Raw genomic sequence first — 26,118 nt, forward strand, 5'->3', positions numbered from 1 at the left:
TTAATCCTCCTCCGTCATTATCTGTGAACTGTATATTTCCTTGTAGATAGGATTATTCTCCAAAAGTTCTTCATGAGTACCGATACCTACAATTTTTCCGTCATCCAGTACTATTATTCTGTCGGCACTTTTTATTGAAACTATTCTTTGGCTTACTATAAAAGTTGTAATATTTTCTATCTCTTTAATTGCCCTTCTGAGTCTTGAATCTGTTGCATAGTCAAGTGCTGAAGATGAATCGTCAAGTATAAGTATTCCCGCTCTTTTTACAAGACTTCTTGCAATGGAAAGCCTCTGTTTTTGACCTCCGGAAAAATTATTTCCATACATTGCAACCTCGGAATCAAGCTTGCCTTCTTTTGAGTTTATTACATCTGTTGCCTGAGCGATATCTGCGGCTTTATACAATTCTTCATCAGTTGCACTTTCATCTCCCCAAAGCAGATTGTTTCTTATATTTCCTCTAAAAAGTCTTGACTTTTGCTCAACCAAAGCCACATTTTTTCTTAGAGAATCTAAAGTGTATTCCTTTATATCTCTACCCGCAATTTTTATACTGCCTCTGCTTATATCATAAAATCTTGGAATCAGGTTTATTAAAGAGCTCTTTCCTGAACCCGTACCTCCGATTATACCTATGGTTTCTCCCTTTCTTACAGAGAATGTTATATCTGAAATCGCCTCTTCTTTTGATTTTGGATATGCGAATCCCACGTTTTCAAAAGTTATTATATCTCCGTCAAAATCATTTAAGACAAGTTCACTGTTACCTCCATTTATCGAAGATTTAATATCAAATATTTCATTTATTCTCTTTGCGCATGCACTAGCCTTTGCTAAAAGTATTATAAGATTTGCAAACTTCACAAGCTCAACAAGTATCTGTGACATATAATTTATAAGAGCAACTACCTGACCGGTGGTAAGATTACCTATATTTACCTGTATACCTCCTGCCTGAAGTATGGCTACTATACCTAAGTTAACTACAACATAAGTAAGAGGATTTAAAAGTGCGGATATATTTCCCACCCTTACCTGATCTTTGTAGAGATCCTCTGTCGCAATATCATATTCACCGATTTCACTTCTTTCTTTTGAAAAGGCGCGAATCACTCTGATACCTGTAAGATTTTCTCCTGTTTTTCCAAGTACCTTATCAAGCTTTCTTTGTACATTTCTATAGAGTCCTATACTCTTGGACATTATGAGTGCAACTATTATTGATAATATTAATATTACAATAAATGCAATCAGTGACATTTTAGCATCTATATTAAAAGACATTATAAATGCACCTGCAACTATAAATGGCGACCTCAAAACCAATCTGAAAAATCTGTTTACACCGTTTTGTACCTGATCACTGTCATTTGTTATTCTGGTTACCAAAGTTTCTCTTCCAAGTATATCAGTCTCTGCATGTGAAAACTGTAAAATATGGGCAAACAAATCATCCCTAAGTTTTGTTCCGAAACCGGTTGCAGCCTTTGCACTGAAATACTGTGCAACTATAGCTGATGTAAGCCCTATTACAGCTAATGTCACAAGCAGGATTCCCATCTTTATAATATAATTTGAATCTTTATTTCCTATTCCGATATCAATAATTTTTGCTATAACAAGCGGTACCAAAAGTTCAAATGCCGCCTCCAAAAATTTAAATAATGGTGCAAGAACAGACTCAACTTTATAATCTTTTAAATATCTAACCAGTCTAAGCATAATCCTCCTATCTGTTTGCGTACAATTTCTTTATGATAATGCTTTTTTAACAGATTGTCAAAGTAAAAGGCATATATTTATAATGTGTTTTTCATTATAAATATATGCCTGAAATTTATCCCATCAAAGATGATACAAAATACCATACAAGCACTACAAGTCCAAGACCGATTCTGTAGTAACCGAAGAATTTAAAATCATTTTTCTTTATCCAGTTCAATAAGAAACTTATAGAGAAAACAGATACCACAAATGCAACTATCATTCCAAGTAAAAGATATACAACTTCCGCTGCAGTATAGTGGAAACCGAATTTAACCAGTTTCAAAAGGCTTGCACCGAACATTATCGGTATACTTAAGAAAAAAGAAAACTCAGCCGATACGGCTCTTGAAGCTCCTAAAATCATGCCGCCTATAATAGTCGCCCCTGACCTTGATGTTCCCGGTATAAGTGCAAGCACCTGAAAGAATCCGATAAATAAAGCGGTCTGATAATCTATTGCATGAACGCTTTTGATACTGTCAATCCTCTTTTTATTGGAATTTTCTATCATAATAAATAAAATTCCATAGATAATCAGTGCCATAGATACCACAAATCCGTTATAAAGATGTGCATCCAGCCAGTCATCAATTAAAAACCCAAGCATAGCAGCCGGCAAACATGCAATAATAATCTTCTTCCACAATTCAATGGTAAGTCTTCTCATCTTTGAACTTTTACCCCTGCTGAACGGATTCAGCTTTTTAAAATATAAAACCACAACAGCCAAAATAGCACCAAGCTGTATAACCACCATAAACATTGATTTGAATTCTGTGCTTGCATTAAGTCTGATAAGCTCATCAATCAAAATCATATGACCTGTGGAACTTATAGGCAACCATTCCGTTATACCCTCTACAATACCGATAATTATGACCTTGAGTATCTCCAGTATATTCATACTAATCCTTTCCATATTTATCTTCTAAATATTCTCTATCTGCCAATCAATCGGCGATATATTATTTTTTATCAAAAATTCATTTGCTTTTGAAAAATGTTTACATCCGAAAAAACCTCTATATGCGGAAAGCGGACTTGGATGCACAGTCTTTAATACCAAATGCTTAGGGTTATTCAGCATCTTAGCTTTTGATATTGCGGCACTTCCCCATAACATAAACACAATAGGTCTGTCCGTCTCATTTATAATATTTATTATCGCATCTGTAAAATTCTCCCAGCCCTTTCCCTGATGTGAAAAGGCTTTATGAGCTCTTACTGTCAGTATGGTATTAAGTAAAAGCACGCCCTGTTCAGTCCATTTTAACAAATTTCCGTTATTAGGTATATATGTACCTACATCGTCATGAAGCTCTTTATATATATTTACAAGAGATGGCGGAATTTTCTTTTGAGACTTAGGTACTGAAAAAGATAAACCATGTGCCTGATTTTCTCCATGATAAGGGTCCTGTCCCAAAATCACAACTTTAATATTTGATAAAGGTGTAAGATGTAATGCCTCAAATATCTTATCTGCCGGCGGAAATACCGTATGTGTACTGTACTCCTCTTTTACAAATTCATACAAACTTCTGTAGTATGGTTTTTTAAACTCTCCGCTAAGTACTTCCTTCCACTCTCCGGTCAATTCACTCATATAAAATACCCCGATTACTTCGTTTTTTAAAGTATATAGTTTATTCTATCATAGCTAATTGTCCTATACAAGGTTTTAAATAATGTCAATTATGCTAATTTAATGTTAAACAAATAAAATTTATTAACTTCTATTAAGTTAGTCTTACCTATTTACAAGCAATATACTTTGCCTTATAATTATTTTGCAGCAGTAAATTGTATGCATTTTAATATTAATGTATTTACTTTTAATAAAGGAGAATTATGAAGGATATTAAAAGAATACTGGAGCTCAATCTTGCTCTGTATAAGAAATATGATATTCCCATATCCAATTTGGAAGAATTTGTCTTCGGATTCAAATGGGCAATGGCTATTGATAATAATCAAAAAATAAGTTTTGCACTCAGAATAGGTAATGAAAAGCCTATAGCTGAATATGAGTCTATCATAAGAGAGCTTATAGGCAAGCCTTTAGATCAATGTATTGTTGAACTTTTACTTAAAGAAGATGAAACACTTCGTACTATACTTGTTGTACTTAGCAATTTGATGAGCAAACCTTTAAACACCGTTGAGCTTCTAAAAGACAGAGGTATTGAGCGTAGCGAAGGTCTTAATTTTAAATATGATGTAAAGGATATGAAAGTAGGACTTATAGGATATGGTGTTTATATCAGATTTTTCCTTAACAAATGTAAGGAATTCCATGCATTTGATCTGCTTCCTGAAAAACAGATTCTAAGCTATCATATATCAAAGGACAGTACTGAGGTTTATCCGAAAAATATTTATTTCCATCTTGGTGAAGATGCTATGATGCATAAGGACGTGCTTAAGGATCTTGATATAATTATTATGTCAGGTTCCACTCTTGTAAATAACTCATACCTTGATATATTAAATGCCTGTACCAATGCAAAAATAAAAGGAATATACGGTCCAAGCAGTGAGCTTTCACCTGACTACCTTTTTGAAGCAGGTTATAATTATATTTTCAGTATGAATGCAAAAGACTCTAAAACATATCTTGACTGCTCATTTGCAGCTATTCCTAACTTTGAAACATTTGAAGTTATGGATCTTTATGAATTGAAAAAGATAAATTAAACCTGAAAACGCCCCGGATAACTTAATATTCGGGGTGTTTTTATATCCGGTTTTATGTATTACCGCTTTCAAGGCAACCTATTACAGACTTTTTATAGTCCAAAAACTCTTTTGTAAGCTTAAAAGAATTATCTCTTACCGAGGTTTCTATTTTTATCTCCGTTTTTATACCTCCGTCTCCAAGAATATAAATTCTGTCCGACAGAAGTATCGCCTCGTCCACATCATGGGTTATAAATATGGTAGAAGTTTTATATTTTCTTCTCATATTCATATACCAGTCATGCATCTCATCCTTTGTAATGGCATCCAGTGCGGAAAATGGCTCATCAAGTAAAGAAACATCTTTTGAAAAAAGATATGTCCTTAAAAGTGCAATTCTTTGCCTCATACCTCCTGAGAGTTCTTTAGGATATTTCTTTGCATAGGCATCCAGCTTAAACTCTTTTAACATTTCATTTGCCTTTACCAATGCATCCGCTTTCTTTTCCTTTTTTATCAAAAGAGGAAGTGCCACATTCTCTTCTATCGTCATATAAGGCAGCAAAAGGTCTTTTTGAAATGAATAGCTTATAATCCCTGATTTACCTGTGATATCCTCTCCTCTATATATTACCTTTCCTGCATCGGGCTTTAACAGTCCTGCTATTATATTGAATAATGTACTCTTTCCGCTTCCGCTTACTCCAAGAAGTGAAACCAACTCATTATCTTTAAGTTCGATATCTACATTTGAAATAATCTGTCTTTCATCATATCCGAAGCTTACATTTCTTACTTCTAAAATAACCTCACTATTTTGTGATGAATTCATTATCAAGTCCCGCTCCCTCGTCTATAGGGTTTTCTAAAAGGTTGTTCTCATTTAGCCATTTATAAAATTCTCCCCATCTGTCGGCATCAATATACCCCCATGGAGTACCTTCATCGATGTATTGAGCTGATAAATACTCCTGAGATGCCATAGCAAGATTTTTATCTATCTCAGGTGCATATTTTAACAGTATTTCCGCAGACTCCTTCGGATTTCCTGCAGCAAACTCGTATCCTTTTTTTGTAGCCTCAAGAAAGCTCTTAACCGTGTCCTTATCATTTTTTATCATATCATCATTTGTAAAAATTACAGGTGTATAATAGTCAAATGTTGGATTTATATCTTTAAAAGCAAAATAATCAAATTCAAATCCTTTGACATTTGCTGCAATACCTGCCCATCCATAATATACCCAGATAGCGTCTACCTGTTTGCTGCTAAGTGCAGATACCTCATCTGTAACTGTTGAGGGTATAAGATTTACCTTGCTGAAATCTCCACCGTCCTTTTCAACTACATTTTTTAACATAGCTTTTTCTATAGGCATATCCCATGTCGCATAATTTTTACCTTCAAGTCCCTTAGGTGATGTAATTCCGTCATCTTTTCTTGACATTATTCCTGAAGTATTATGCTGTGTTATAGCTGCAACCGCCTTTATAGGAAGCGCATTGTCTCCTGAAAGTGCTCCTGCCATAGTATCCTGAAAGGATACGCCAAAGTTTGCCTTACCGCTTGCAACAAGTACTTCCGCACCGTCCTCAGGCGGTTGAACTATTTCAAGTTCAATTCCTGCATCCTTATAGTATCCCTTCTCCATTGCAACATAAAATCCTGTATGATTTGTATTCGGCGTCCAATCAAGTACCAAAGTCAGCTTTTTACTGCCGGTTTCTGTATTCTTTTTACTCCCACAGGCAGTACTTCCCAAAACCAAAGCACCTACGCTTAATGCGACAAATAAATTCTTAATTACTTTTTTCATGTTTCTCCTCCCATGGCATGGATATCTTCTGTAATATATCCACCGCCTTTAATAATAATAAACTAAGTATAGATATAATAATTATAACTGCAAACATCTTGTCAAAGGCATATGCCTTTCTTACCCTTGTCATATATACGCCAAGACCTCTAAATCCACCAAGCCATTCAGATATTACACCTCCTACTACAGAGTATGAAGCTGAAATCTTCAATGCCGCAAAAAATTTTCCCATAGATGAAGGCAGCTTTATAAATTTATAAATATCAATTTCGCTTGCACCCATAGACTTTAAAAGGTTTATCTCATCTTTGTCCGTACTCTTAAAACTTTCAAGTACACCTATCGTAATAGGGAAAAAAGTCACAAGTACTATCAGTATAATTTTAGGCAAAAGATCATATCCGAACCATAATACCAAAAGCGGTGCAATTGCTATTGTAGGAATCGTTTGGCTGATAATAATAATCGGATAAAAGGTTTTATAAAGTTTTGAAAATCTGTCCATTAACAATGCAAATAAAAGTCCCAGTAGCACTCCTACTGTCAGTCCAAGCATACTTTCAAGCAGCGTATACAAAAGATGATACATGAGTAATGAAAAATCTTCTACCAATGCACTTACTATCTGCACAGGTGAAGGCATAAGATATCCCGGTATTATTTGTAGGCTGCAAAGCATCTGCCAGATCAACAAAAATAAAACACCAAATCCGATCGGGTATATACTGTCTCTTTTATTTTTCATCTGTATGGTGTTTTGTCACCTTTCTGTCTATTGTAAGCAAGTCTCCGTCAGGTTTAAAGCTTACTTTAATATAAGCCATTACCCCCGGTGCACCTGCTCTTATCGCCACATGTTGGCATTCCTTTACAATATCCATAAGTTCGTCATATTCGCCCTCAATGGTTGTTTCAAAAGGACCGACATAATATTTCAAACCTGTACTCTTTATATATGCTATTACCTCATCTACAATTCTTACTATTTCTTCATTGTCATATACTTCAGGTAATGTCTGTATAGCTACACTCGCATTCATATTTACCTCCAAAAAAAGACTGCTCTACGGCAGTCTTTTTCTTTCCTACGCCGGCATTACCCGGATCAGGTTATGGGTTAAGGTAAAAACCTCTCTCAGCCGTATTAGCACCCCTTCAAATATTTACTTTGATTATAATACGAATCCAAAAAAATTCAATCAAATTTTTTATAAAAAATAAAAACTTTTAGTTGACAGATTAGAGCTTAACTGGTATAGTATCAAAGTACCTTACAGAGGGGAATAGTTCAATGGTAGAGCAACGGTCTCCAAAACCGTAAATGGGGGTTCGAGCCCCTCTTCCCCTGCTTTAAATCTCGAGGTGTGGCTCAGTTTGGTGGAGTGCAGCGTTCGGGACGCTGAGGTCGCAAGTTCGAATCTTGTCACCTCGATTTATAAGGCCAATTGGTCAAGCGGCTAAGACGGCGCCCTCTCACGGCGCAAACCCGGGTTCGATTCCCGGATTGGTCATCAAAAAGTATATATCCCGTTAAAGGGCCAATTGGTCAAGCGGCTAAGACGGCGCCCTCTCACGGCGCAAACCCGGGTTCGATTCCCGGATTGGTCATTAAAGGAAGAGTGAAACTCTTCCTTTATTCATATATATGCTTGTGTAGCACAGTTGGTAGTGCAACTCATTCGTAATGAGTAGGTCGTCGGTTCGAGTCCGATCGCGAGCTTAAAAAAGCTGCCTTTCGGCAGCTTTTTTACATTTCCACTTCTATTCCGTCTCTCCAGATTCTGTCAAGATCATAGAAAGCTCTGTCTTCTCTAAGGAAAATATGAACAACAATATCTCTGTAATCCAGCAACATCCATGTTGCATTCTTATTTCCTTCTATAGCATGCGGAACAATTCCTTCTCTACCTAAAATAAAATCAATCTCATCAGATATAGCCTGAACCTGATTTACATTATTTGCACTGGCTATTATAAAATAATCCGCTACGGAACTTACTTTTGTTATATCAATAACCTTGATATATTCGCCTTTTTTGTCATCAATTATATTATAAATCTTTTTTACAATTTCTTTTATTTCCATCTACACCTCTTCATCTCTCAATTCATATGTAAACTTATCTATATACATATCCTGACTGCTCAAATACTCAATAGTTGATTTTGCAATTCTTCCTATCGCTTTAGTTATATCCTCAAATGCAAGTTTTCTTATCTCATCAAGACCCGGTAATTGTTTTCTGTTAGGTTCTATATAGTCTGCAACAAATACAATTTTTTCCAACATACTCATATCTCTTTTACCTGTTGTATGCCATCTTATAGCCGACAAGATAACTTCATCTTTAATATTGTAGTTTTTTCTTGCTAAGTAAGGTGCGTATATTGCATGAAGAATTTGAGGCGCTTTATCTGCCACCAAAGCAACATAAGTTTTATCGGTATAAGGATCGTCAAATCCTTTCATATCCTCTTTGAGTTTTGAAACCTTCTCTCCTTTTGCAACATCATGCAAAATACCTGCAAGTTCCGCCTTTACAATATCCTCTCCATAGCGCATGGCCAAAGCGGCCGATGTATAAGCCACTCCAAGAGTATGCTCATATCTTTTTTTCGGCAATTTATCCTTCAAATCAGCCTTTATAAGGTCTATATTTTCTCGACTAAAATCAAACATATATTTTATTCTCTTCTATATATCTGCAAACACTCTCAGGAACATACTTTGTAATACTTTCTCCGCCTCCGGCCAATTCCCTTATCTGAGTTGAAGAAATATCAATATCCATAGTATCCAAAAAGTAAATACCTTTAATTTCATATTTACTTTTCAGATGCTCAAAATGTTTTTTTAAGGTAAGATTTTCATTGCTGTAATCCCTTGATGCCACTATCAATTTTACTACCTTTAATATGATATCAGGATTTTTCCAGGTTTCTATCTCATAAAACGAATCCGCACCCATAATAAAGTAAAACTCATCGTCAATGTACTTACTCTGAAGTTTTTCCAAAGTATTGAAAGTGTAGGAATTACCTTCTAAAGTATTTTCAAAATCCGAACAATAAAGTCCGCCATGCCCCTGTATCGCCAATTCAATCATGGATTTTCTGATAGAGAATTCACTGATCTTTTTACCAAGCTTATGTGGCGGTGTCTTTGCGGGCATAAACCATACTTCATCAAGATTACACAACTCTTTTGCTTCCTCTGCCAGTATCAAATGTCCGAAATGTATCGGATCGAATGTACCGCCAAGAATACCGATTCTTTTCATATTATTTCAGAAGGTTTATCTTTCTGTTCTTAGGCTCATCAGCCTGTTTATAAAGTACTATCTTCTTTCCTATAACCTGCACCACTTCGCTTCTTGTAAGCTTTGCAATTTCAGCTGCAATTATCTTAGGATCGTCGGCACAGTTTTTCAAAACAGATATCTTTATTAACTCTCTGGGCTCCATAGCCTCTGCAATAGCTGCAGCATTCTCCTCTGTAAGAGAAGCTTTACCTATTTGCATTATAGGGTCAAGGTTCATAGCAAGTCCCTTTAAATATGCTCTTTGTCTACTATTCATTTTTCTCCTATTTACTTATAATAGTCAAACTCATGGCCATACATACGAACAGTATTTCCATCAACTATTCCTGCCTCTTCCAGCTTTTCCAAAACACCTGAAGTCTTTAAGAATTTCTGGAAGAAATCAAATCCCTTCTCAGAATCAAGATTTGTATATCCAAGCATCTTTTCAATTCTTGGACCTTCTACCACAAATACTCCGTCCTCATCGATTTCAACTGTAAACGGAAGATTCTTATCACTTGAATAATCTACTTCAAACTCTTTCTCAAAAACTTTAACAGTTCTGTCTATTGTACTTAAAACATTTACAAGTTCATAGAGAAGCTCCTGTATGCCTTTTCCGCTTACTCCCGATATAGGGAATACCTTAATGTCGGGAAAAGCCTCCTTTATTCTCTCTATTTGACTGTTCTCTTCATCATAGATTGCATCTATTTTATTTGCAGCAATAAGCTGTGGTCTTTCAAGCAGGCTCTCATCATAACTCTTAAGCTCATTCATGATGGTTTTTATATCCTCTACAGGATCTCTGCCTTCAGTAGAAGCCGCATCTACCACATGTACAAGTACCTTGGTTCTTTCAATATGTCTTAGGAAATCATGTCCAAGGCCTACACCTTCACTGGCACCCTCTATAAGTCCCGGAATATCCGCCATAACAAAACCGCCTGCTCCCTTTACATCCACCACTCCCAGATGAGGATCAAGTGTTGTAAAGTGATAATTAGCAATCTTAGGCTTTGCATTACTTACTCTGGAGAGCAGTGTTGACTTACCTACATTAGGAAATCCTACGAGACCTACATCAGCTATAACCTTCAGCTCCAAGAGAACAAACATCTCTTTTCCGGGCTGACCGGGCTTTGCAAACTTAGGTACCTGCATGGTAGCGGTGGCAAAATTCATATTTCCGAAACCGCCTTTACCGCCTCTAAGGATAACCTCTCTCTTATTTTCTCCGGACATATCGGCAATTACCTTGCCTGTTTCAAAGTCCTTTATTACCGTACCCTCAGGTACTTTAAGCGTCAGACTCTTGGCATCAGCACCATGGCATTTTCTCTTACCACCCGGCTCACCGTCTCCCGCCACATATTTTCTCTTCATTCTAAAATCGGTGAGTGTATTCAGACCTTCATCCACTTCAAAAATGATATCTCCGCCTTTTCCACCATCACCACCGTCAGGACCGCCGGCTGCCACAAAAAGCTCTCTTCTAAAGCTTACATGTCCATCTCCGCCCTTGCCCGATTTTATAAAAATTTTTGCACTGTCAGCAAACATAAATACCTCTTTGTATTAAAGAAGGCCTCATACATCTGTATGAAGCCTCCCGTCTCAACTCTTATTCAGCAATAGCTCTTGGGTAAACAGAAACCTGCTTTTTGTCTCTGCCCTTTCTTTCAAAACGAACTACACCGTCAACTGTAGCGAACAAAGTATCATCACCACCACGACCTACATTAAGTCCCGGATGAATCTTTGTACCTCTCTGTCTGTATAGTATATTTCCAGCTAAAACAAACTGTCCGTCTGCTCTCTTAGCACCAAGTCTTTTTGACTCAGAGTCACGACCGTTCTTTGTAGATCCAACTCCCTTTTTATGAGCGAAAAGCTGAAGGTTCATTTTTAACATTTACTTGACCTCCTGTAAATTAATCTTGATAAAATCTCCGTACTCTTCTCCTATATCCATAAGACCAAGAATACATGAATCCAGTAATAGTCCCGATTTTTCACTTCTATCATGCAAAACAAACGAAAAGAAGCCGTCATCAGAATCGACCGTAAAGTCGTCATCACAAAAATGTTCAATAGAATTTGCCAGATTCAGTGTAAGCACCGAAACCGCCGCACATACTATATCCTTGCCTTCTTCATCAAAGTTTGCATGTCCCGAAACTTTCAAACCGGTGTATTTGCCATCTTTAGCAAATGCAATAACGTCAATCATAAAGATTATGCATTAATCTTTTCAATCTTAACTTCTGTAAACTGCTGTCTGTGACCGTTCTTCTTGTGGTGACCTTTTTTAGGCTTGTACTTGTATACAATAACCTTCTTAGCCTTGCCCTCTTTAAGAACAGATGCACTAACACTTGCTCCTGTTACAGTAGGTGTTCCAACTTTAAGTTCTCCATCGTTTAGTGCAAGAACCTGATCGAATGTAACAGCCTCACCGTCTGCTTTTCCAAGTTTCTCTACTCTAATGATATCTCCTTCAGAAACCTTATACTGCTTACCACCTGTAGCAATAATTGCGTACATAAGGATACCTCCTATTATCATTACTCGCCAAAATTGGTGCCTGAAACAGGCTTGAAACCAACATTGAGCGGCATACCTACTAAGTATACACTAAAAATATAGTGATTGTCAATCAATATATTTACTTTCACTTTCATTTAATATTGTCTCAGCCTGCTTTGTAGCATCCTTGTCTACATCAGACTTATTTGTAACCTTATTTATAAGCTCAGGAATCATATCAAGGATTTTAGTGAATGCATCCTGATTTTTTATATTCACAACCTTGGTTCTTCCGTCTTGAATAATAAGCATTGCACTCGGTGTTATCTTGGCACTCATTCCGCCGCCACCCTTTGACTTTGAGGTTTCTTCAAATGTACCCGTTGCCATTCCGCAACTTACATCCACCAATGGTATTATTGTAGTATCACCTACAACAATAGGTTCTCCCACTACAGTCTTTGTTGTAAGAAAAGTATTCATACCGTTAAATATAGCTTCGGCATTATCAAAAAATCGACTGTTCTTCTCCATCTTTGCCCTTTCTATCGTAAAACATAATATATGTAAATTAATAAGCTCTCTTAAAGTCTTTATTATACCACATATTTATAATAATATCACCATACTTAGTTTACATTTATTTCCATATTTGATATGATGGTATCAATTCCTAGTTAGACACTAGGTATTAAATCAAAGCAAACTGATGATTTCGCTCAAACTCCAAAGGCTCTCGGCTGAAATAAATCATCAGATTACATAGAAAAGAGGAATCAAATGAAAATTTCTACTAGAGGTAGATATGCTTTAAAAATGATGGTCGAGTTTGCAATAAACTCCGATACACCCACAAAAATAAATCAGGTTTCCAAATCCTACGGAATTTCAGAAAAATACTTGGAGCAGATAGTTTCCATTCTTTCAAAGGCTAAGCTTGTAAAAAGTATTCGTGGTGCTCAAGGCGGATATTTACTCATCAAACCTGTAGAAGAATATACTGTTGGTGAAATACTGAGACTTACCGAAGGCTCACTCTCTCCGGTTGACTGTCTTGACGGCAACGGTTCCTGTGTGCATTCAGACTTTTGCGTAACACAGAACCTGTTTAAAAAGGTTGAAGATGCTATAAATAATGTAGTTGACAATATATCACTGCAAGATCTGGTTGATGATGAACTTGATATTAGAAAAAGAGAAAAAGAACTTGAATCAAATGATAAAAACGGTTGCCATAAAATCACATAAAGGTGATATGAGGCAACCGTTTCAGTTTGCAAAACAACAAGGTCTCATACTTTTCACTTAAATCAATATACTTTGTAAAATTATTTAAAGACAATACTAATAAACATATTATCTATATAGAATCAAATATAAAATGCAAACTCCTTCTCATACAACACCTCAATATTTTATTTGGTTAAAAACGTATACAACGAAAGTACTGAAAATATCCCGGATAGTATTATTATAACAATCCTTGCTAACCTAAATTTAAGTCTGCCTGTTAAAATATTTGAAAATACCATTGTCCCGAATATTCCAAACACCATCATGAAAATAATGAATTCAAAAGTTTTATCACTTAATTTAACAATATCGGTAGAGCTGTTTAATGCAAGTAATATAATACAAATACACCAAACCGCTACAAATATATAAGACAATATCTTCTTCATATCTTCTCCTTAATCATGTCCGGTTCTATTATACCATTTATATATCTCATATTCTACCTTTGACAGTGCAAAAATAAAAGGCATGGCGCCTTACATCACCATGCCTTTTATTTTACTCTAACATTTTTATATAACTCTAACCCTTGCGTAAATATATCACTCTAAGAATCACTCTAACTATGTTATATCGCTCTAACTATATAACACACTCTACAATCACCCTTAAAACACTCCTATTATCACTCAGCCTTTGCTATATCACTGTAACAATCACTCTAAAATAAAACATTGATATTTATGAAAAGTTTGACTTCTCAAACATTTCTTGGCTTTGACAATTATGATTATAGCAGCAAAAATATACTTTTTATAAAAAAAGTATAAACTGCGGTTTTTAAGGTACAAACTGCAGTAAATCTATTTGTTTTAATTTTTAACGTAAAAAAGCTATCTAAATGATAGCTTTTTTACTGTGATCTCCTATATACTCCAAACAAATTCACTCAAGATTGGATGGAACTCCCGTATCACTCTTTAACATCTGATTTCTCTAACAATTGCCATTATACATGAATTTCTATATAATCTACATGAAAGGTATAAAATACGGTTTTTAAGGTATAAACTGCATTATTCATATTAATTATATCGTTTTCTTTACCTTAATGTAAAATAAAATATACAAAAAGAGGAACATTATGAATGTACTTATAACAGGTGCTTCCGGCGGTATCGGCAGAGCCGTCGCAATAGAATTCGCAAAACATAAATGTAATATAATCGGCTGTGCAAAAACAAATGCCAAAGGACTTGAAGAAACAAAAAAGATAATTGAAGATACAGGTGTAAAATGTTATACAGAACTCTGTGATATCACGAATGAAAAAGCTGTAATAGATTTTATATCATCTTCAATAAAAGAAATAGGACCTACAGAAATACTGGTAAATAATGCAGGTATATCCTTTATCGGTTTGATGCAGGATATGTCAATAGATGAGTGGAATAATGTAATTAATACCAATCTCACATCAGTATTTTTAATGTCAAAGCATATAATTCCATACATGTTAAAGGAACAAAAAGGGCATATTATAAATATTTCGTCTGTCTGGGGGAATATAGGTGCATCCATGGAGGTGGCATATTCAGCCTCCAAGGGAGGTTTAAACAGTTTTACAAAAGCACTGGCAAAAGAGCTTGCACCAAGTAATATTTTGGTAAATGCAATCTCTCCCGGATTTATTAATACTGAAATGAATAAATGCTTTGATAATGATGAATTAAACGCTATATTTGATGAAATACCGCTTGGAAGAAGTGGTGAAACCGATGAAGTTGCCGATCTTGTATACAAAATTGCAACATCCAAATATCTTACAGGACAAATAATCACAATAGACGGCGGATGGACATAAAATGAAGGCTATCATACACTGCAGGATTAATTATAAGTCATTCAAATCAAGTCTTTCCTGTAGCATTTATGATAGCCCTTTATATATAAAGATATAATATCTTTATATCAATATTTGAATATATCAAATACTACCGATATATTCATTGTTGCTTCAACAATCTTCTAATGATTTAATTATAAATAGCAACTAATTTTATGTCAATATCCCCTTTATAACTTTGTGAATATTGACCTTATAATATTTTTGATTATATTAATCTCGCACAAATATATGTGTACTTTCTATTGATAATATGCCAATAAAAACATGAATTCGAGAGTTTTTCTTGATAAGTTTCGGCGCACTTTATCTTGCTAATCTGGTGAATAACTTAAAAAAGGAGTTTCATGGTTATATATAAAACTTATGGTCGCTGTAATTTCATAACAGACCGTATATTTTCTTAATCTTTCTTATATACAACTTTACCACCAACCATAGTCAATACAGGCAATATATTTTTGATATCGTCATGTTCTACGGTAAAAATATCTTTGTCCAGTAGCACCATATCCGCCAAAAATCCTGGTTTTATACGTCCTTTAACATCTTCCATGAACTCTCCATATGCACTTTCTAATGTATAAGCATCAATGGCTGTTTCCACATCAACACACTCATTAGGATAATAACCTTCCTTAGGATTTTCATTTTTATCCTTCCTGGTTACAGCCATATATATATTTGGAAACGGATTACAATCTTCTACCGGACAATCTGTACCATACGCTACATGTGCTCCTTTTCCGGCCAAACTTCCAAATGCATATGAAGTCGAGGCAAGCTTAGAGCCTACAAGATTATCCGCGATCTTCATATCATAATCCAAGAATATTGGCTGTGCAAAAACAAGTATATTGAGTTTAGCAATCCTATCTATTAACTCACTACTTGTAATTTGACAATGTATCAAAGTATGTCTTAATTTATTTTCACCATCCACAAATGCCTTTTCATAACTATCAATAGTACGTTTTACAGCCTCATCACCAATAACATGAGTAACAACTTGAAGTCCTTTTTCCTTAGCTAACTTGCAGTACCTGTCCATATCCTCAACGCTAATCCATTCAAGCCCATGGTCATCAGGTCTACCAACATATCCATCTGTCATAAGAGCTGTTCTAGCCCCAAGACTTCCATCTTTAAATAATTTTAAAGGTCCAAGAGTAAGCCAAGAATCTTTTGGATAAACACCATGTACATATTCACCATTTTCTAAGTACTCTTTAAAGTCTTCTACATTATTAAAACATACTTGATGCCTATATCTAAGCAATCCTTCGCCTTTATCATATATATCATGAAAAAGTTTAAAAGCGGCCGGTCCATCCATAAATGTTGTTCCAACATCATTGCTTTGCACACTGGTAAGCCCATGTGCTACTGCATATTCCATGGTTTCAATCAAAATTTTTCTACGTTCTTCAAGTGAAAAATCCGGAATCAAACGTTTTGCAATATTGCAACCGTTCCCTGTAAAAATACCGTTAGGCTTTCCATCCTCTCCCACAAGAAAGTCCCCATCTTTAAACAAGTTCTTATTATTTTCTATATCCAACATCTCTAAAAGTTTTGAGTTTGCAGAAACTATATGACCACAAACTCTTTCTAAAACAATAGGAAAATCAGTACTTATCTTATCAAGGTCATTTTTATCAGGTAATCTATTACTTTCTGTAAAATTATCTTGATTCCAACCTATAGCATGAAGCCCTTCTTTCACATAATTTTGATGTGTACTTGCAAATTCTTTACAAATATCAATCATCTCATCTATAGAAGTAACACCTTCAATCATAGCTTGATTTCTCGTCTCACCAAATTGCATAAAATGTAAATGTGAGTCATTCAATCCCGGAATAAGAGTTTTCCCCTTGCAGTCAATTACTTCTATTTTTTGCTTATCATCTAAATTATTTTTAATCTCATCATTACTGCCCACAGCAACAATTTTATCATTTTCTACCAGAACAGCTTGTGCAAACTTACCTCTTTCAACATAAACTTTTGCATTAAACAAGACCTTTCTCATATTACTTTGCCTCACTCTTTATTCTTTTATCAAAGATAAAGTAAACAACAGCACCTGCTGCAGGAACTAAAAGCCCCAATGAACCATTTATAGGATCTTCTATAATACCTTGGATCAAAAGCCCTACAAATACCAATGCAACTACAATAACAGATATCGGATATAACCACACTTTGTAAGGTCTATCTATATTGGGATACTTGTGTCTCAATATAGGAAGTGCAAGTATAACCAACACATTAAATATCATTCCACTTATTACCACAAGATTTGTCAACTGATCCAAGTTTCTAAGTAATACTAATACTACAGAGAAAATACATTGAACAATAATTGGTACAGTTGGAACTTTATACTTTGGATGAAGTTTTTTAAAACTCTTGAAAAAATGTCCTTCTTCTGCCATAGCATAATACATTCTAGGTTGTGCAAGAACCATTCCATTCATGGTCCCAAACATAGCGAATATCATTCCGATTGAAACAATTATTCCACCGGCATTTCCTAAAACTGTTTTTGCAACTGCCGTTCCAAGATACAAATCATCATTATTTATCATTTCTACAATCTTTTCATGTGGCAATACTTTCATAATTGCAAAATTAAATAATGCATATAACACAGTCACTCCACCTATACCTATGATAATAGCCAGTGGTAAATTTCTTTTTGGATTTTTTATTTCTTCAGCAACAGTATTTAGATTACTCCATCCCTCATATGCCCAAAGTGCCGCTACAATTGCAATAGCTAACATTGATATAATATTGGTATTATGTTCCACAGCATAAGTACTTGCCGATCCAAGCGAAAGATCCGGACTTACTTTTCCAACAAATAATGCAACAAACATAACCACTGCAATAGGCACAAGTTTTGCCACCATTGAAAGGCTTTGTACGGCGGAAGCCACCTTAACTCCAACTAAATTGTAGATAGTAGCGCCAATAATAAGTATAATGGCTGCAACCTTTATACCTAAATCACTAATATGAAAGAAAGATTTTGCTACATTCATAAGAGCAATAGCAACTGCAGCAATAGAACCCGGTCCACCAAGTAACCAATCGGTAAAACCTGCCATAAATCCAACCACGGGATGAAAAGCCTCATTAAGATATATTACTCTTCCACCGGCTTTTGGCATTGCTGTTCCAAGTTCCGCATAGCATAGTCCTGCTACTAAAGATACAATACCTGCAAGTATCCAACAAATCAATGCCAATCCACTATTCATTCCTGTTCTTTGTAATACATATGACCCAAGATAAAATATACCTGAACCGATCATAATACCACCAATAATGCTTATTCCACCAAACACACCGATTTCACGCTTGAATTCTGTTTGCTCCGTGGTCAGTGAAGATAATTTTTGGTTGTCACTCATATATTGTCATTTCTCCTATGTATTTTTTATATCTGATTATAAAAAAAACTTAGGTTTACCATATCTCTTATATAATAAACCTAAGTTATAAAACTTATTCTACTTCAGGGTGTTCCTTTTTAAACTTCGCGTTCTTTATAGGAGCCACAACTGCCAAAGGTATTACAAGCAAGAATACACAAACTCTACCAATCCATCCATAACCTACAGCTATAAGCTTTGTAAGTCCTGCAAATGACAACAATGTAGCTATCACAATTGAAATGAGTGATATAATTATTCTTCTTTGCTCGATATTTAATGATTTAAATCCAACTTTCTCAAATCTTGTTACAAGTCCAAATACTACTCCTACACCTGTTGATACAAATGCACAGAACAATATAACTGAATATGCATATAACAAAATTGGTGCATTTATAAATTTGGCTATATTGAAAATTGGAAGACTCATACCATCTTCAAGTTGTGTGAGCGCATTCAGATTTCCCAGTATCATTATGGCACAAAGTGCTGTCATAAGACCGTTTATAACAGTTCCAATTATAGCAAATCCCATACATTTTTTTGTTGTATCAAGAAGCTGAGATGTACTGATAATAGATGCAACTACCAAACTCTGAAATCCGGCGTACAACAATCCGTTCCATATTGCAGTTCCTAAAGATCCTTCTACATGCTTTGTTGCAGCAACTTCACTTATGCCTGCCTGTCCAAGTGACAATCCCGGAATCAATAGTGCAATAAGGCAAACCAAAATCATAATTGTTATAATTGTAGATGCCTTTCTAACAAGTCCTGCTCCGAATATAGTCAGAACAAAGAATATCGCTCCTGTTATTATACAACCGATATAAAAGTTCAATCCCCAAAGGCTTGCAAACAACTTTCCTCCACCTGCAATTGCAATACCGGCACCGACTACAACCAATACGAAGAAAGCAATATCAAAAAACAATTTACCTGCAGATGAAAATGGAGCATATAAATGATGTGCTAATTCATCATAACGGAAAGCTTTGTGATTCTTAGCCATTACTGCACCATTATAATAGCACCATCCCAAAAGTATTATTACCAATGCAGGCATAAACAGGGCGGTAAATCTATACTTTACAAAATACTGTACAGTTTGATTACCTGTTGCAAATCCACCACCTACATGTGTGCCAAACCAAACCGCTGCAACTGAAAACATTGCCCCTAAAGCTGATTTTTGAGAAGTATTCTTATCCATATACTTCCTCCTTAACCTTTATTAAATAATTCTTCTAAACGAGCACCATCTTTTAAAAGCTCTATTAGTTGTGGGACTACTTCATATATATCTCCTACAATACCATAGTCAGCTACATCAAATATAGGTGCGTTAGGATTTGTATTAATAGCAACAATAATTCCCGAATCCTGCATACCGGCCAAATGCTGTATAGCACCTGAAATACCACATGCAATATACACTTTTGGACGTACAGTTGTTCCTGTTTGCCCAACTTGTCTTGATCTGTCAATCCATCCGGCATCAACTGTAGCTCTTGAAGCACCTATAGTGCCTCCCAAGATATCTGCAAGCTCCTTTAATAGTTTAAAACCGTCCGCATTCTTGATTCCCATTCCACCTGATACTATAATATCTGCATCAGTTAATGGAATCATATCCTTTTTAATTTTTATTATATCTAATACTTCTGTTCTTATATCGTCCTCGGATAAATCAACCTTTACGTCAATGATATCTCCTGTTTTTGATGTATCTTTTATAGCCTTATCCATAACTCCCGGACGAACTGTACACATTTGAGGTCTTGTTTCAGGGCAGATAATAGTTGCCATCAAATTACCGCCAAATGCAGGTCTTGTCTGCAAAAGCTTTCCATCTTCCTCATCTATTTCAAGCTTTGTACAATCTGCAGTAAGTCCTGTGTTAAGTTTTGAAGCAATTCTTGGTGCCAAATCTCTACCTATATGGGTGGCTCCAATAAGAATTATCTCAGGCTTATACTCTTCTACTGCCTTTTCCAACACCTTTGCATAACCGTCTGTAGTATAATTATGTAATAACTTGTTATTTACATAATATACCTTATCGGCACCATGTTGTATAAGCTCAGGTATCAAATCATCAACATTATCTCCTGCAAGAAATGCACATAGCTCAACGCCAATCTTACTTGCGAGTTTCTTTCCTTCTCCCAAAAGTTCAATAACTACAGGTGTAAGTACTCCCTGACGTTGTTCGGCAAATACCCACACTCCTTTAAATGATTTTATATCTCTGTTATCCATGCTTTCCTCCTATCAGATAATGTGATGATGTTTAAACTTGATAGCCAATTGTTCAACCATATCTTTTACGCTTCCTTCAAGCATAACAGACTTTCCCTTAGCCGGTGGAGTAAAGGATTTATATACTCTTGTAGGAGATGCCTTAAGACCTACATCTGTTGGTGATACGTCCAAATCATCAATATTCCAACGTGTTATATCCATCTTCATAGCTTCAAATATTCTATCAACGCTCATGTATCTTGGACTGTTTAATTCTTTAACAGCAGTCAACATAGCCGGTGACTTTACCTTTATTACTTCATATCCATCTTCCAGCTGTCTTTGTACTGTCACAGTGTTATCGTCATTTAATACAATATCCTGCACATATGTTATCTGTGGAATTCCAAGTTTTTCTGCTGTTTGTGGCCCTACTTGAGCTGTATCTCCATCTATTGCCTGTCTTCCACCAAATATAAAATCATAATCTTTCAATTTGCGACATGCCGATGCCAATGCATTTGATGTAGCCCATGTATCTGATCCGCCGAACGCTCTGTCTGAAATCAAATATGCTTCATCCGCACCCATAGCCAAGCACTCTCTAAGCATGTTTTCAGCCTGTGGCGGTCCCATAGAAATGACACTTACTATTGTATCAGGTAACTTATCTTTTATTGTTAACGCTGCCTCCAAGGCATTTGCATCATCCGGGTTTAAAATACTAGGTACACCATCTCTTATAAGCGTATTTGTTTTAGGATCTATACGCACTTCTGTAGTATCAGGTACCTGTTTTGCACATACTATAATTCTCAAAATAAATCCTCCATGTTAATTAAAATAAACTATAAGCTTGTTATTTTATCACTTTTTTATCACATGGCCTGCAATAACCATTTGTTGTACCTGTGATGTTCCTTCATAAATTGACAAAATCCTTGCATCTCTATATATTCTCTCAATAGGATAATCCTTGATATATCCATATCCTCCATGGAGTTGTAGTGCTTTATATGCAACCTCGTTTGCTGTTTCTGCTGCATAATATTTTGCCATAGCTGACTCAAGTCCGGGTACTCCGCCACTATCTTTTTTCATAGCTGCATCATACACAAGCAATCTTGCAGCCTGAACCTTTGTAGCCATATCTGCAATGGTAAACTGTGTATTTTGGAATTTTGCTAAAGGTCTATTAAACTGAATTCTTTCTTGAGTGTACTTTATCGCTTCATCTAATGCTCCTTGTGCTACTCCAAGAGCCTGTGCTGCGACTCCAATTCGTCCGTAATCCAATGTGTTCAGCATTATCTTAAAGCCACGTCCTTCTCCTCCAAGTAAATTAGACTTAGGAACCTTTACTTTATCCAATATAATATCTGAAGTCTCTGTACCACGAATTCCCATCTTATCTTCATGTGCACCGACTGAAAAACCATCCCATTTAGATTCAACTATAAAAGTACTTATCCCCTTAGTTCCCTTACTTTTATCTGTCATTGCGGAAATTATTGCAAAATCACAAATAGGAGCGTTAGTTATAAAACATTTTCTTCCGCTTAATTCGTAATATTCACCCTTATCAATAGCAATTGTCTGTCCTGCTCCTGCATCTGATCCTGCTCCGGGTTCTGTTAATCCAAAGCTTCCAATGTATTTTCCTTCTGCAAGTGGTCTTAAATACTTTTCTTTTTGTTCAGGTGTTCCAAAGTTAACCAAAGGAAGTGCAACAAGAGATGATCCTGCTGTGATATATGTTCCTGTAGATGCACATCTCCTACTGATTTCTTCCATAATTATGGCATAAGAAACATAATCTGCTCCTGCACCACCGTATTCCTTTGGAATTATTGATGAAATAAACTTATACTTTACCAGTTTATCAATAACTTCCTCCGGGATTTTCCCGGTTTTATCAACCTCATCAGGATAAGTAGACATCTCTCTTTCTACGAAATCTCTGATAGTTTTTCTTAACAATTCGTGTTCTTTTTTTAAAATCATATTACCCCCGCTTTTTTAAAGCATTTCAGCAAATGTTTGTAATCTTGTCCTTATTTGTTCAATACTACCTGACTCCTGGTCAATTTCAATTGTAACAGCCTTTAATCCTGCATCATGAATGTCGTCCAACAAAATAGGAGCATCATACTCTTCTGTATCACAGAATTTTAAAAGTGCAAATACAACACCTTCCGCATCTCTATCTTTTGCAAGCTTTGCAACCATCTTTCCTCTAATTCTAAAAGGATCATATGCGAAAGAGCATCCTTCTATTTCTGACCACTGTGTTGCAATGCTTAAGAGCGCATTTTCTTTTCTTGGCACATCGGTTCTAAACTGTCTTGTTTCATGAGCAATATCATCACCAACAATCCTTAACGCGTTAGACTCCATAATTTCAAGAATTTCTTTGGAATCCAAAATGAATCCTGTTGTTATTATCTTGTGACCGTCATACTTTTCTTCAGGTAATTTTTTTAACTCATCATTGATGAGCTTTACCTTTTGTGTATGTTCTTCCTTTAACATAAAGTAAGCTGACTTTATTATATGGCTTCTTTGTACATTATTTATAGAATTAGGATGTGTTGCTGCCAACTCAACAAACTCTCTCATAGTCTTTCTATGCTCATTATAAATATCTATGCTGTTAAAAATTGCTTCCTCGGATATTTCTTTTTCACAAACCTTCTCTAATTCTTTTTTTACGCTCTCAAGTTCAGAAACAAGATACTTTACACCTGCAGATAATTTTCTATTCTGTGGGTATACAAGTGTAATAAATGGAATATCCTTAATAGCAGCTTTCCAGTTTTGTCCCAAACAAATCAATGTATCATCCATACCCGGAATAATAGCTGCGGACAATTGATTATATGTTCCTTTTAATGCTAATTCCATACAAGTAAACACTACAGAATTGCAGAATGCAGGAAAATATTGTTTGGCCAGATCTAATGTAACATTTTGTCCACCCCAAATGCCTACCGGCAACATACCGGCTGCATGAACCAACTCTTCAGGTGTGTACACAGGCGCAACTCCAACTGCTTTGCTTCCTGTTTTACTCAAATAATCAGCAACCGCTTCTCTTGGATTTTCAGCAATATGTTCCAATTCACTTATTAAATTATCAATTGTTGTCATCTGCCTTACCTCCATTTTCTTTTTGATGTTCCATGACTTCTACTAAACCTTGAAGTCTTGTCTCAAATTGTGCGTCTGAAAAAGCTCTCGGATCGGCTTGATCTCCATCAAATGAAGCATATGGTAAACCTGTTTTTTCATGTACTTCTCTAGCCATTTGATATTGTATAAAGCTCATAAGCTTACAGCTACGATTCATGTGGTAGAATACACCCTCACAGTTTCCGTCTTTAAGAGCGTTTACTCTGTAATCTGTCATCTTATTCAAATCAACATTGTTGAACATACTACAATATGCTCGTGCTAATCCGTCAAGATCATTCTTCTCATATACTAAAGCCCATGCATGAGGATAAACGCTTCCTGTCATGTTTACACCATATTTTCCAAAAGACTTCATCTTGTATCCGATATATGGCCAACACGGTATTCCTTCCATCATTATTCTATACTTTTCTTCACATCTGTTAGAAGTTGTACCATTTTTTATATGTTCTTTAAGTTCAGAAATAAGTAGCTTAAAGGCCTCTGTAGTTTCTTTCTTCCCTCTATAACAAACTATAACTGCCATATATGAAAATAAGTCGAATCCATTCATTGGAGCAGGATATACATCTTTTGATAATGACATTGACTCTTTCCACAACTTGCCGTTTTCGGATGAAATAGCCATAACTTCTTCTAATTTTTTAGGATCGAACTTCTTTCCTGAGATTTTTTCCAATTGATTTGCAGCTTCTTTAAATTGCTCTACAAAATAGTCAATACGACTCTGACTCACTTCTCCTGAATTATTATATGCCGCATCAATCATTATTAGAGGTATATTAAGCTCTCTTGCAAGACTCTCATACCATTTTATAACTTCATTACAAATATTATTACAACAACACACAAAATCAGGCTTCGGCATATTAAGATTTTCAGATCCGCCGTTTTCAAGTAATCCAAAATTTGTTCTTGCATATGCACATAAATCAATAGAATATCCTCTTGATTCAGCCTTTTCCTGTAATGACAATGATTCCTTTTTAGCTGCCACACCGGCCGCCTGGTTTTCCGGATATAATAAAGGTAATCCAAAACACTCTACAATTTCCTGTGGAAATACGGATGTAGACCAACCTACCGGAATTCCTTTTTCTTTAGCCTCCCATGCCTCTTTGTAAGACTTGGCTAAAAGACCGTTAATCATCTTCATCGCAGTGATTTTATTTTCTTCTGCCATTTTTCCTCCTTTACTTATAATCACTTATTCAATGCTTCGAATGCAAAAAGAGCTGCACCTAAAGCTCCTGTCAACTGAGCGAGTTTAGGAACTTCTATATTCTTTCCAAGAGCATCCTCCATAGCCTTCACGACACCTATGTTTTTTGCCACTCCACCAACCATGACAACTTTATCCTTTATACCAACTCTTTTTGCAAGTGCTGCCACTCTACCTGCTACAGAAATATGGATTCCGGCTATTATATCTTCTTTATTAACACCTGCAGACAAATGCGAAATAACTTCCGACTCTGCAAATACTGTACATGTACTGCTTATATTAACAGGTGATTTTGACATCATTGAAATTTCACCCAACATTGAAACCTCTGTTTCCAATACCCCTGCCATAACATCTAAGAACCTGCCTGTACCTGCTGCACATTTATCATTCATGACAAAATTAGATAAATTTCCATTCTTATCTAATAAAAGTGCCTTTATATCCTGTCCACCAATATCAATAACTGTTCCTACATCCGGAACAAGAAAATGTACTCCTTTAGCATGACAACTCAACTCACTAATCTGCTTTTTTGCTCCCTGATATGTCATCCTTCCATAACCGGTTACAACAACAGCCTCCATATCACTTTCTAAAAGATTACTTTCCGTTAACAATTTTTCCTTTACACGTTCCGGTCCACTGGTACCTGTGCCTGAGGTAATAATTGCCGTACAAACGATTTCTTTACCATCCTTTAGCACAACTCCCTTTGATGCAGTAGAGCCGAAATCCAATCCCATTGTATACACTTTTC

The 26,118-nt window shown here is 35.7% G+C and carries 29 protein-coding genes, 5 tRNA genes and 1 riboswitch; of the genes, 8 read left to right on the forward strand and 26 right to left on the reverse strand.

The genetic code is table 11. The annotated features are described in order from the left end of the window. The 3 genes from HMPREF1495_RS07980 to ung all read right to left on the reverse strand — a co-directional run bounded on the left by HMPREF1495_RS07980 (position 1) and on the right by ung (position 3,376). The gene (locus tag HMPREF1495_RS07980) at positions 1–1,725 is read right to left on the reverse strand and encodes an ABC transporter ATP-binding protein (protein WP_034213588.1); all 1,725 of its coding nucleotides are present in this window, start codon (positions 1,723–1,725) and stop codon (positions 1–3) included. Between the two features lie 115 nt (positions 1,726–1,840). Continuing rightward, complete coding sequence (locus HMPREF1495_RS07985; protein WP_007592272.1) at positions 1,841–2,674, reverse strand: undecaprenyl-diphosphate phosphatase; 834 nt, start codon at positions 2,672–2,674, stop codon at positions 1,841–1,843. 24 nt (positions 2,675–2,698) lie between these two features. Then, on the reverse strand, positions 2,699–3,376 hold the full coding sequence (gene ung / locus HMPREF1495_RS07990; RefSeq protein WP_034213591.1) for a uracil-DNA glycosylase: 678 nt from the start codon (positions 3,374–3,376) through the stop codon (positions 2,699–2,701). A 245-nt stretch (positions 3,377–3,621) separates the two neighbouring features. Here ung and HMPREF1495_RS07995 point away from each other — a divergent pair, with 245 nt between their 5' ends. Further along, a complete protein-coding gene (locus HMPREF1495_RS07995) occupies positions 3,622–4,467 on the forward strand; it encodes a Rossmann-like domain-containing protein (protein ID WP_034213594.1) in 846 nt (281 codons plus the stop codon). A gap of 52 nt (positions 4,468–4,519) precedes the next feature. Here HMPREF1495_RS07995 and HMPREF1495_RS08000 read toward each other — a convergent pair whose 3' ends face one another. From HMPREF1495_RS08000 to HMPREF1495_RS08015, 4 genes are read right to left on the reverse strand one after another with little or no spacing between them, the layout of a single operon-like run. Further along, positions 4,520–5,281: an ABC transporter ATP-binding protein gene (locus HMPREF1495_RS08000; RefSeq protein WP_007592279.1), complete on the reverse strand. Its 762-nt coding sequence runs from the start codon at positions 5,279–5,281 to the stop codon at positions 4,520–4,522. Continuing rightward, positions 5,262–6,266, reverse strand: coding sequence for an ABC transporter substrate-binding protein (locus tag HMPREF1495_RS08005; RefSeq protein WP_007592280.1), 1,005 nt, complete (start codon positions 6,264–6,266; stop codon positions 5,262–5,264). Before HMPREF1495_RS08005 ends, HMPREF1495_RS08000 begins: the two co-directional genes overlap by 20 nt. Continuing rightward, positions 6,250–7,014, reverse strand: a complete 765-nt coding sequence (locus tag HMPREF1495_RS08010) for an ABC transporter permease (RefSeq protein WP_034213597.1) — start codon at positions 7,012–7,014, stop codon at positions 6,250–6,252. The genes HMPREF1495_RS08005 and HMPREF1495_RS08010 overlap by 17 nt, the downstream gene beginning before the upstream one ends. Continuing rightward, positions 7,004–7,309 (reverse strand): thiamine-binding protein, encoded by a 306-nt coding sequence (locus HMPREF1495_RS08015; RefSeq protein WP_007592285.1) that lies wholly within the window; start codon positions 7,307–7,309, stop codon positions 7,004–7,006. The genes HMPREF1495_RS08010 and HMPREF1495_RS08015 overlap by 11 nt, the downstream gene beginning before the upstream one ends. A gap of 25 nt (positions 7,310–7,334) precedes the next feature. After that, positions 7,335–7,434: riboswitch (TPP riboswitch) on the reverse strand. A gap of 112 nt (positions 7,435–7,546) precedes the next feature. On the opposite strand from HMPREF1495_RS08015, the gene HMPREF1495_RS08020 reads away from it, so the two are divergent. The 5 genes from HMPREF1495_RS08020 (at position 7,547) to HMPREF1495_RS08040 (ending at position 7,989) form a co-directional block, all read left to right on the forward strand. Next, positions 7,547–7,617 (forward strand) — tRNA-Trp (locus tag HMPREF1495_RS08020). Between the two features lie 10 nt (positions 7,618–7,627). Continuing rightward, a tRNA-Pro gene (locus HMPREF1495_RS08025) sits at positions 7,628–7,701 on the forward strand. A 7-nt stretch (positions 7,702–7,708) separates the two neighbouring features. Then, positions 7,709–7,780, forward strand: a tRNA-Glu gene (locus tag HMPREF1495_RS08030). 25 nt (positions 7,781–7,805) lie between these two features. Further along, positions 7,806–7,877 (forward strand) — tRNA-Glu (locus HMPREF1495_RS08035). A gap of 39 nt (positions 7,878–7,916) precedes the next feature. Then, positions 7,917–7,989, forward strand: a tRNA-Thr gene (locus tag HMPREF1495_RS08040). Positions 7,990–8,016: 27 nt separating this feature from the next. On the opposite strand, the gene rsfS is transcribed toward HMPREF1495_RS08040, so the two are convergent. From rsfS to HMPREF1495_RS08085, 9 genes are all read right to left on the reverse strand, one after another. Then, positions 8,017–8,355 carry a ribosome silencing factor gene (gene rsfS / locus HMPREF1495_RS08045; RefSeq protein WP_034213600.1) on the reverse strand — a complete coding sequence of 113 codons (339 nt, stop codon included), beginning with the start codon at positions 8,353–8,355 and terminating at the stop codon, positions 8,017–8,019. Further along, entirely contained in the window at positions 8,356–8,949 is a 594-nt protein-coding gene (gene yqeK, locus HMPREF1495_RS08050; RefSeq protein WP_034213603.1) for a bis(5'-nucleosyl)-tetraphosphatase (symmetrical) YqeK, read from the reverse strand. After that, positions 8,942–9,550: a nicotinate-nucleotide adenylyltransferase gene (nadD, locus tag HMPREF1495_RS08055; protein WP_034213606.1), complete on the reverse strand. Its 609-nt coding sequence runs from the start codon at positions 9,548–9,550 to the stop codon at positions 8,942–8,944. Before nadD ends, yqeK begins: the two co-directional genes overlap by 8 nt. A gap of 1 nt (position 9,551) precedes the next feature. Beyond that, a complete protein-coding gene (gene yhbY, locus HMPREF1495_RS08060; RefSeq protein ID WP_034213609.1) occupies positions 9,552–9,848 on the reverse strand; it encodes a ribosome assembly RNA-binding protein YhbY in 297 nt (98 codons plus the stop codon). A gap of 11 nt (positions 9,849–9,859) precedes the next feature. After that, a complete protein-coding gene (gene obgE, locus HMPREF1495_RS08065) occupies positions 9,860–11,137 on the reverse strand; it encodes a GTPase ObgE (RefSeq protein WP_009663503.1) in 1,278 nt (425 codons plus the stop codon). Positions 11,138–11,198: 61 nt separating this feature from the next. Further along, on the reverse strand, positions 11,199–11,489 hold the full coding sequence (rpmA, locus tag HMPREF1495_RS08070; RefSeq protein WP_007592297.1) for a 50S ribosomal protein L27: 291 nt from the start codon (positions 11,487–11,489) through the stop codon (positions 11,199–11,201). Next, complete coding sequence (locus HMPREF1495_RS08075) at positions 11,490–11,807, reverse strand: ribosomal-processing cysteine protease Prp (RefSeq protein WP_034213612.1); 318 nt, start codon at positions 11,805–11,807, stop codon at positions 11,490–11,492. 5 nt (positions 11,808–11,812) lie between these two features. Continuing rightward, positions 11,813–12,121 (reverse strand): 50S ribosomal protein L21, encoded by a 309-nt coding sequence (rplU, locus tag HMPREF1495_RS08080; RefSeq protein ID WP_007592302.1) that lies wholly within the window; start codon positions 12,119–12,121, stop codon positions 11,813–11,815. A gap of 108 nt (positions 12,122–12,229) precedes the next feature. Continuing rightward, positions 12,230–12,637, reverse strand: coding sequence for a GerW family sporulation protein (locus HMPREF1495_RS08085; RefSeq protein WP_034213615.1), 408 nt, complete (start codon positions 12,635–12,637; stop codon positions 12,230–12,232). Positions 12,638–12,883: 246 nt separating this feature from the next. On the opposite strand from HMPREF1495_RS08085, the gene HMPREF1495_RS08090 reads away from it, so the two are divergent. After that, complete coding sequence (locus tag HMPREF1495_RS08090) at positions 12,884–13,351, forward strand: RrF2 family transcriptional regulator (protein WP_034213616.1); 468 nt, start codon at positions 12,884–12,886, stop codon at positions 13,349–13,351. A gap of 167 nt (positions 13,352–13,518) precedes the next feature. Here HMPREF1495_RS08090 and HMPREF1495_RS08095 read toward each other — a convergent pair whose 3' ends face one another. Continuing rightward, the gene (locus tag HMPREF1495_RS08095) at positions 13,519–13,785 is read right to left on the reverse strand and encodes a hypothetical protein (protein ID WP_034213618.1); all 267 of its coding nucleotides are present in this window, start codon (positions 13,783–13,785) and stop codon (positions 13,519–13,521) included. Positions 13,786–14,483: 698 nt separating this feature from the next. Between HMPREF1495_RS08095 and ymfI the strand changes: the two genes are divergently transcribed. Then, positions 14,484–15,203, forward strand: a complete 720-nt coding sequence (ymfI, locus tag HMPREF1495_RS08100) for an elongation factor P 5-aminopentanone reductase (RefSeq protein ID WP_034213621.1) — start codon at positions 14,484–14,486, stop codon at positions 15,201–15,203. Between the two features lie 445 nt (positions 15,204–15,648). On the opposite strand, the gene HMPREF1495_RS08105 is transcribed toward ymfI, so the two are convergent. The 9 genes from HMPREF1495_RS08105 to HMPREF1495_RS08145 all read right to left on the reverse strand — a co-directional run bounded on the left by HMPREF1495_RS08105 (position 15,649) and on the right by HMPREF1495_RS08145 (position 26,113). Continuing rightward, positions 15,649–17,280, reverse strand: coding sequence for an amidohydrolase (locus HMPREF1495_RS08105; RefSeq protein WP_034213624.1), 1,632 nt, complete (start codon positions 17,278–17,280; stop codon positions 15,649–15,651). Position 17,281: 1 nt separating this feature from the next. Further along, positions 17,282–18,670, reverse strand: a complete 1,389-nt coding sequence (locus HMPREF1495_RS08110; RefSeq protein WP_034213626.1) for an APC family permease — start codon at positions 18,668–18,670, stop codon at positions 17,282–17,284. Between the two features lie 94 nt (positions 18,671–18,764). Then, a complete protein-coding gene (locus HMPREF1495_RS08115) occupies positions 18,765–19,907 on the reverse strand; it encodes a YkvI family membrane protein (RefSeq protein WP_034213629.1) in 1,143 nt (380 codons plus the stop codon). A gap of 11 nt (positions 19,908–19,918) precedes the next feature. Next, on the reverse strand, positions 19,919–20,956 hold the full coding sequence (locus HMPREF1495_RS08120; RefSeq protein WP_034213631.1) for an electron transfer flavoprotein subunit alpha/FixB family protein: 1,038 nt from the start codon (positions 20,954–20,956) through the stop codon (positions 19,919–19,921). A 12-nt stretch (positions 20,957–20,968) separates the two neighbouring features. Then, a complete protein-coding gene (gene etfB, locus HMPREF1495_RS08125; protein ID WP_034213634.1) occupies positions 20,969–21,757 on the reverse strand; it encodes an electron transfer flavoprotein subunit beta in 789 nt (262 codons plus the stop codon). A 48-nt stretch (positions 21,758–21,805) separates the two neighbouring features. Continuing rightward, on the reverse strand, positions 21,806–22,942 hold the full coding sequence (acdB, locus tag HMPREF1495_RS08130) for a putative isocaproyl-CoA dehydrogenase AcdB (protein ID WP_009445643.1): 1,137 nt from the start codon (positions 22,940–22,942) through the stop codon (positions 21,806–21,808). A 15-nt stretch (positions 22,943–22,957) separates the two neighbouring features. Next, positions 22,958–24,088: a 2-hydroxyacyl-CoA dehydratase subunit D gene (locus HMPREF1495_RS08135; RefSeq protein ID WP_034213639.1), complete on the reverse strand. Its 1,131-nt coding sequence runs from the start codon at positions 24,086–24,088 to the stop codon at positions 22,958–22,960. Beyond that, on the reverse strand, positions 24,075–25,316 hold the full coding sequence (locus tag HMPREF1495_RS08140) for a 2-hydroxyacyl-CoA dehydratase subunit D (RefSeq protein WP_009663532.1): 1,242 nt from the start codon (positions 25,314–25,316) through the stop codon (positions 24,075–24,077). Before HMPREF1495_RS08140 ends, HMPREF1495_RS08135 begins: the two co-directional genes overlap by 14 nt. Positions 25,317–25,336: 20 nt before the next feature. Beyond that, complete coding sequence (locus HMPREF1495_RS08145; RefSeq protein WP_009663507.1) at positions 25,337–26,113, reverse strand: acyl-CoA dehydratase activase; 777 nt, start codon at positions 26,111–26,113, stop codon at positions 25,337–25,339. Positions 26,114–26,118 lie beyond the last annotated feature (5 nt).

The sequence above is a fragment of the Lachnoanaerobaculum sp. MSX33 genome (assembly GCF_000512995.1).
GTDB lineage: Bacteria > Bacillota > Clostridia > Lachnospirales > Lachnospiraceae > Lachnoanaerobaculum.

What these genes read in the sequence shown, in the direction of transcription:
- rplU (WP_007592302.1), bottom strand. Translation starts at nt 12,121, where the DNA reads ATGTACGCAATTATTGCTACAGGTGGTAAGCAGTATAAGGTTTCTGAA.
- HMPREF1495_RS07995 (WP_034213594.1), top strand. Translation starts at nt 3,622, where the DNA reads ATGAAGGATATTAAAAGAATACTGGAGCTCAATCTTGCTCTGTATAAG.
- HMPREF1495_RS08115 (WP_034213629.1), bottom strand. Translation starts at nt 19,907, where the DNA reads ATGGATAAGAATACTTCTCAAAAATCAGCTTTAGGGGCAATGTTTTCA.
- HMPREF1495_RS08015 (WP_007592285.1), bottom strand. Translation starts at nt 7,309, where the DNA reads ATGAATGCGAGTGTAGCTATACAGACATTACCTGAAGTATATGACAAT.
- HMPREF1495_RS08105 (WP_034213624.1), bottom strand. Translation starts at nt 17,280, where the DNA reads ATGAGAAAGGTCTTGTTTAATGCAAAAGTTTATGTTGAAAGAGGTAAG.
- HMPREF1495_RS08095 (WP_034213618.1), bottom strand. Translation starts at nt 13,785, where the DNA reads ATGAAGAAGATATTGTCTTATATATTTGTAGCGGTTTGGTGTATTTGT.
- HMPREF1495_RS08005 (WP_007592280.1), bottom strand. Translation starts at nt 6,266, where the DNA reads ATGAAAAAAGTAATTAAGAATTTATTTGTCGCATTAAGCGTAGGTGCT.
- nadD (WP_034213606.1), bottom strand. Translation starts at nt 9,550, where the DNA reads ATGAAAAGAATCGGTATTCTTGGCGGTACATTCGATCCGATACATTTC.
- yhbY (WP_034213609.1), bottom strand. Translation starts at nt 9,848, where the DNA reads ATGAATAGTAGACAAAGAGCATATTTAAAGGGACTTGCTATGAACCTT.
- rsfS (WP_034213600.1), bottom strand. Translation starts at nt 8,355, where the DNA reads ATGGAAATAAAAGAAATTGTAAAAAAGATTTATAATATAATTGATGAC.
- HMPREF1495_RS07980 (WP_034213588.1), bottom strand. Translation starts at nt 1,725, where the DNA reads ATGCTTAGACTGGTTAGATATTTAAAAGATTATAAAGTTGAGTCTGTT.
- ung (WP_034213591.1), bottom strand. Translation starts at nt 3,376, where the DNA reads ATGAGTGAATTGACCGGAGAGTGGAAGGAAGTACTTAGCGGAGAGTTT.
- ymfI (WP_034213621.1), top strand. Translation starts at nt 14,484, where the DNA reads ATGAATGTACTTATAACAGGTGCTTCCGGCGGTATCGGCAGAGCCGTC.
- HMPREF1495_RS08000 (WP_007592279.1), bottom strand. Translation starts at nt 5,281, where the DNA reads ATGAATTCATCACAAAATAGTGAGGTTATTTTAGAAGTAAGAAATGTA.
- HMPREF1495_RS08140 (WP_009663532.1), bottom strand. Translation starts at nt 25,316, where the DNA reads ATGGCAGAAGAAAATAAAATCACTGCGATGAAGATGATTAACGGTCTT.
- acdB (WP_009445643.1), bottom strand. Translation starts at nt 22,942, where the DNA reads ATGATTTTAAAAAAAGAACACGAATTGTTAAGAAAAACTATCAGAGAT.
- HMPREF1495_RS08110 (WP_034213626.1), bottom strand. Translation starts at nt 18,670, where the DNA reads ATGAGTGACAACCAAAAATTATCTTCACTGACCACGGAGCAAACAGAA.
- HMPREF1495_RS08135 (WP_034213639.1), bottom strand. Translation starts at nt 24,088, where the DNA reads ATGACAACAATTGATAATTTAATAAGTGAATTGGAACATATTGCTGAA.
- yqeK (WP_034213603.1), bottom strand. Translation starts at nt 8,949, where the DNA reads ATGTTTGATTTTAGTCGAGAAAATATAGACCTTATAAAGGCTGATTTG.
- HMPREF1495_RS08090 (WP_034213616.1), top strand. Translation starts at nt 12,884, where the DNA reads ATGAAAATTTCTACTAGAGGTAGATATGCTTTAAAAATGATGGTCGAG.
- HMPREF1495_RS08010 (WP_034213597.1), bottom strand. Translation starts at nt 7,014, where the DNA reads ATGAAAAATAAAAGAGACAGTATATACCCGATCGGATTTGGTGTTTTA.
- HMPREF1495_RS08085 (WP_034213615.1), bottom strand. Translation starts at nt 12,637, where the DNA reads ATGGAGAAGAACAGTCGATTTTTTGATAATGCCGAAGCTATATTTAAC.
- HMPREF1495_RS08120 (WP_034213631.1), bottom strand. Translation starts at nt 20,956, where the DNA reads ATGGATAACAGAGATATAAAATCATTTAAAGGAGTGTGGGTATTTGCC.
- HMPREF1495_RS08075 (WP_034213612.1), bottom strand. Translation starts at nt 11,807, where the DNA reads ATGATTGACGTTATTGCATTTGCTAAAGATGGCAAATACACCGGTTTG.
- obgE (WP_009663503.1), bottom strand. Translation starts at nt 11,137, where the DNA reads ATGTTTGCTGACAGTGCAAAAATTTTTATAAAATCGGGCAAGGGCGGA.
- HMPREF1495_RS07985 (WP_007592272.1), bottom strand. Translation starts at nt 2,674, where the DNA reads ATGAATATACTGGAGATACTCAAGGTCATAATTATCGGTATTGTAGAG.
- rpmA (WP_007592297.1), bottom strand. Translation starts at nt 11,489, where the DNA reads ATGTTAAAAATGAACCTTCAGCTTTTCGCTCATAAAAAGGGAGTTGGA.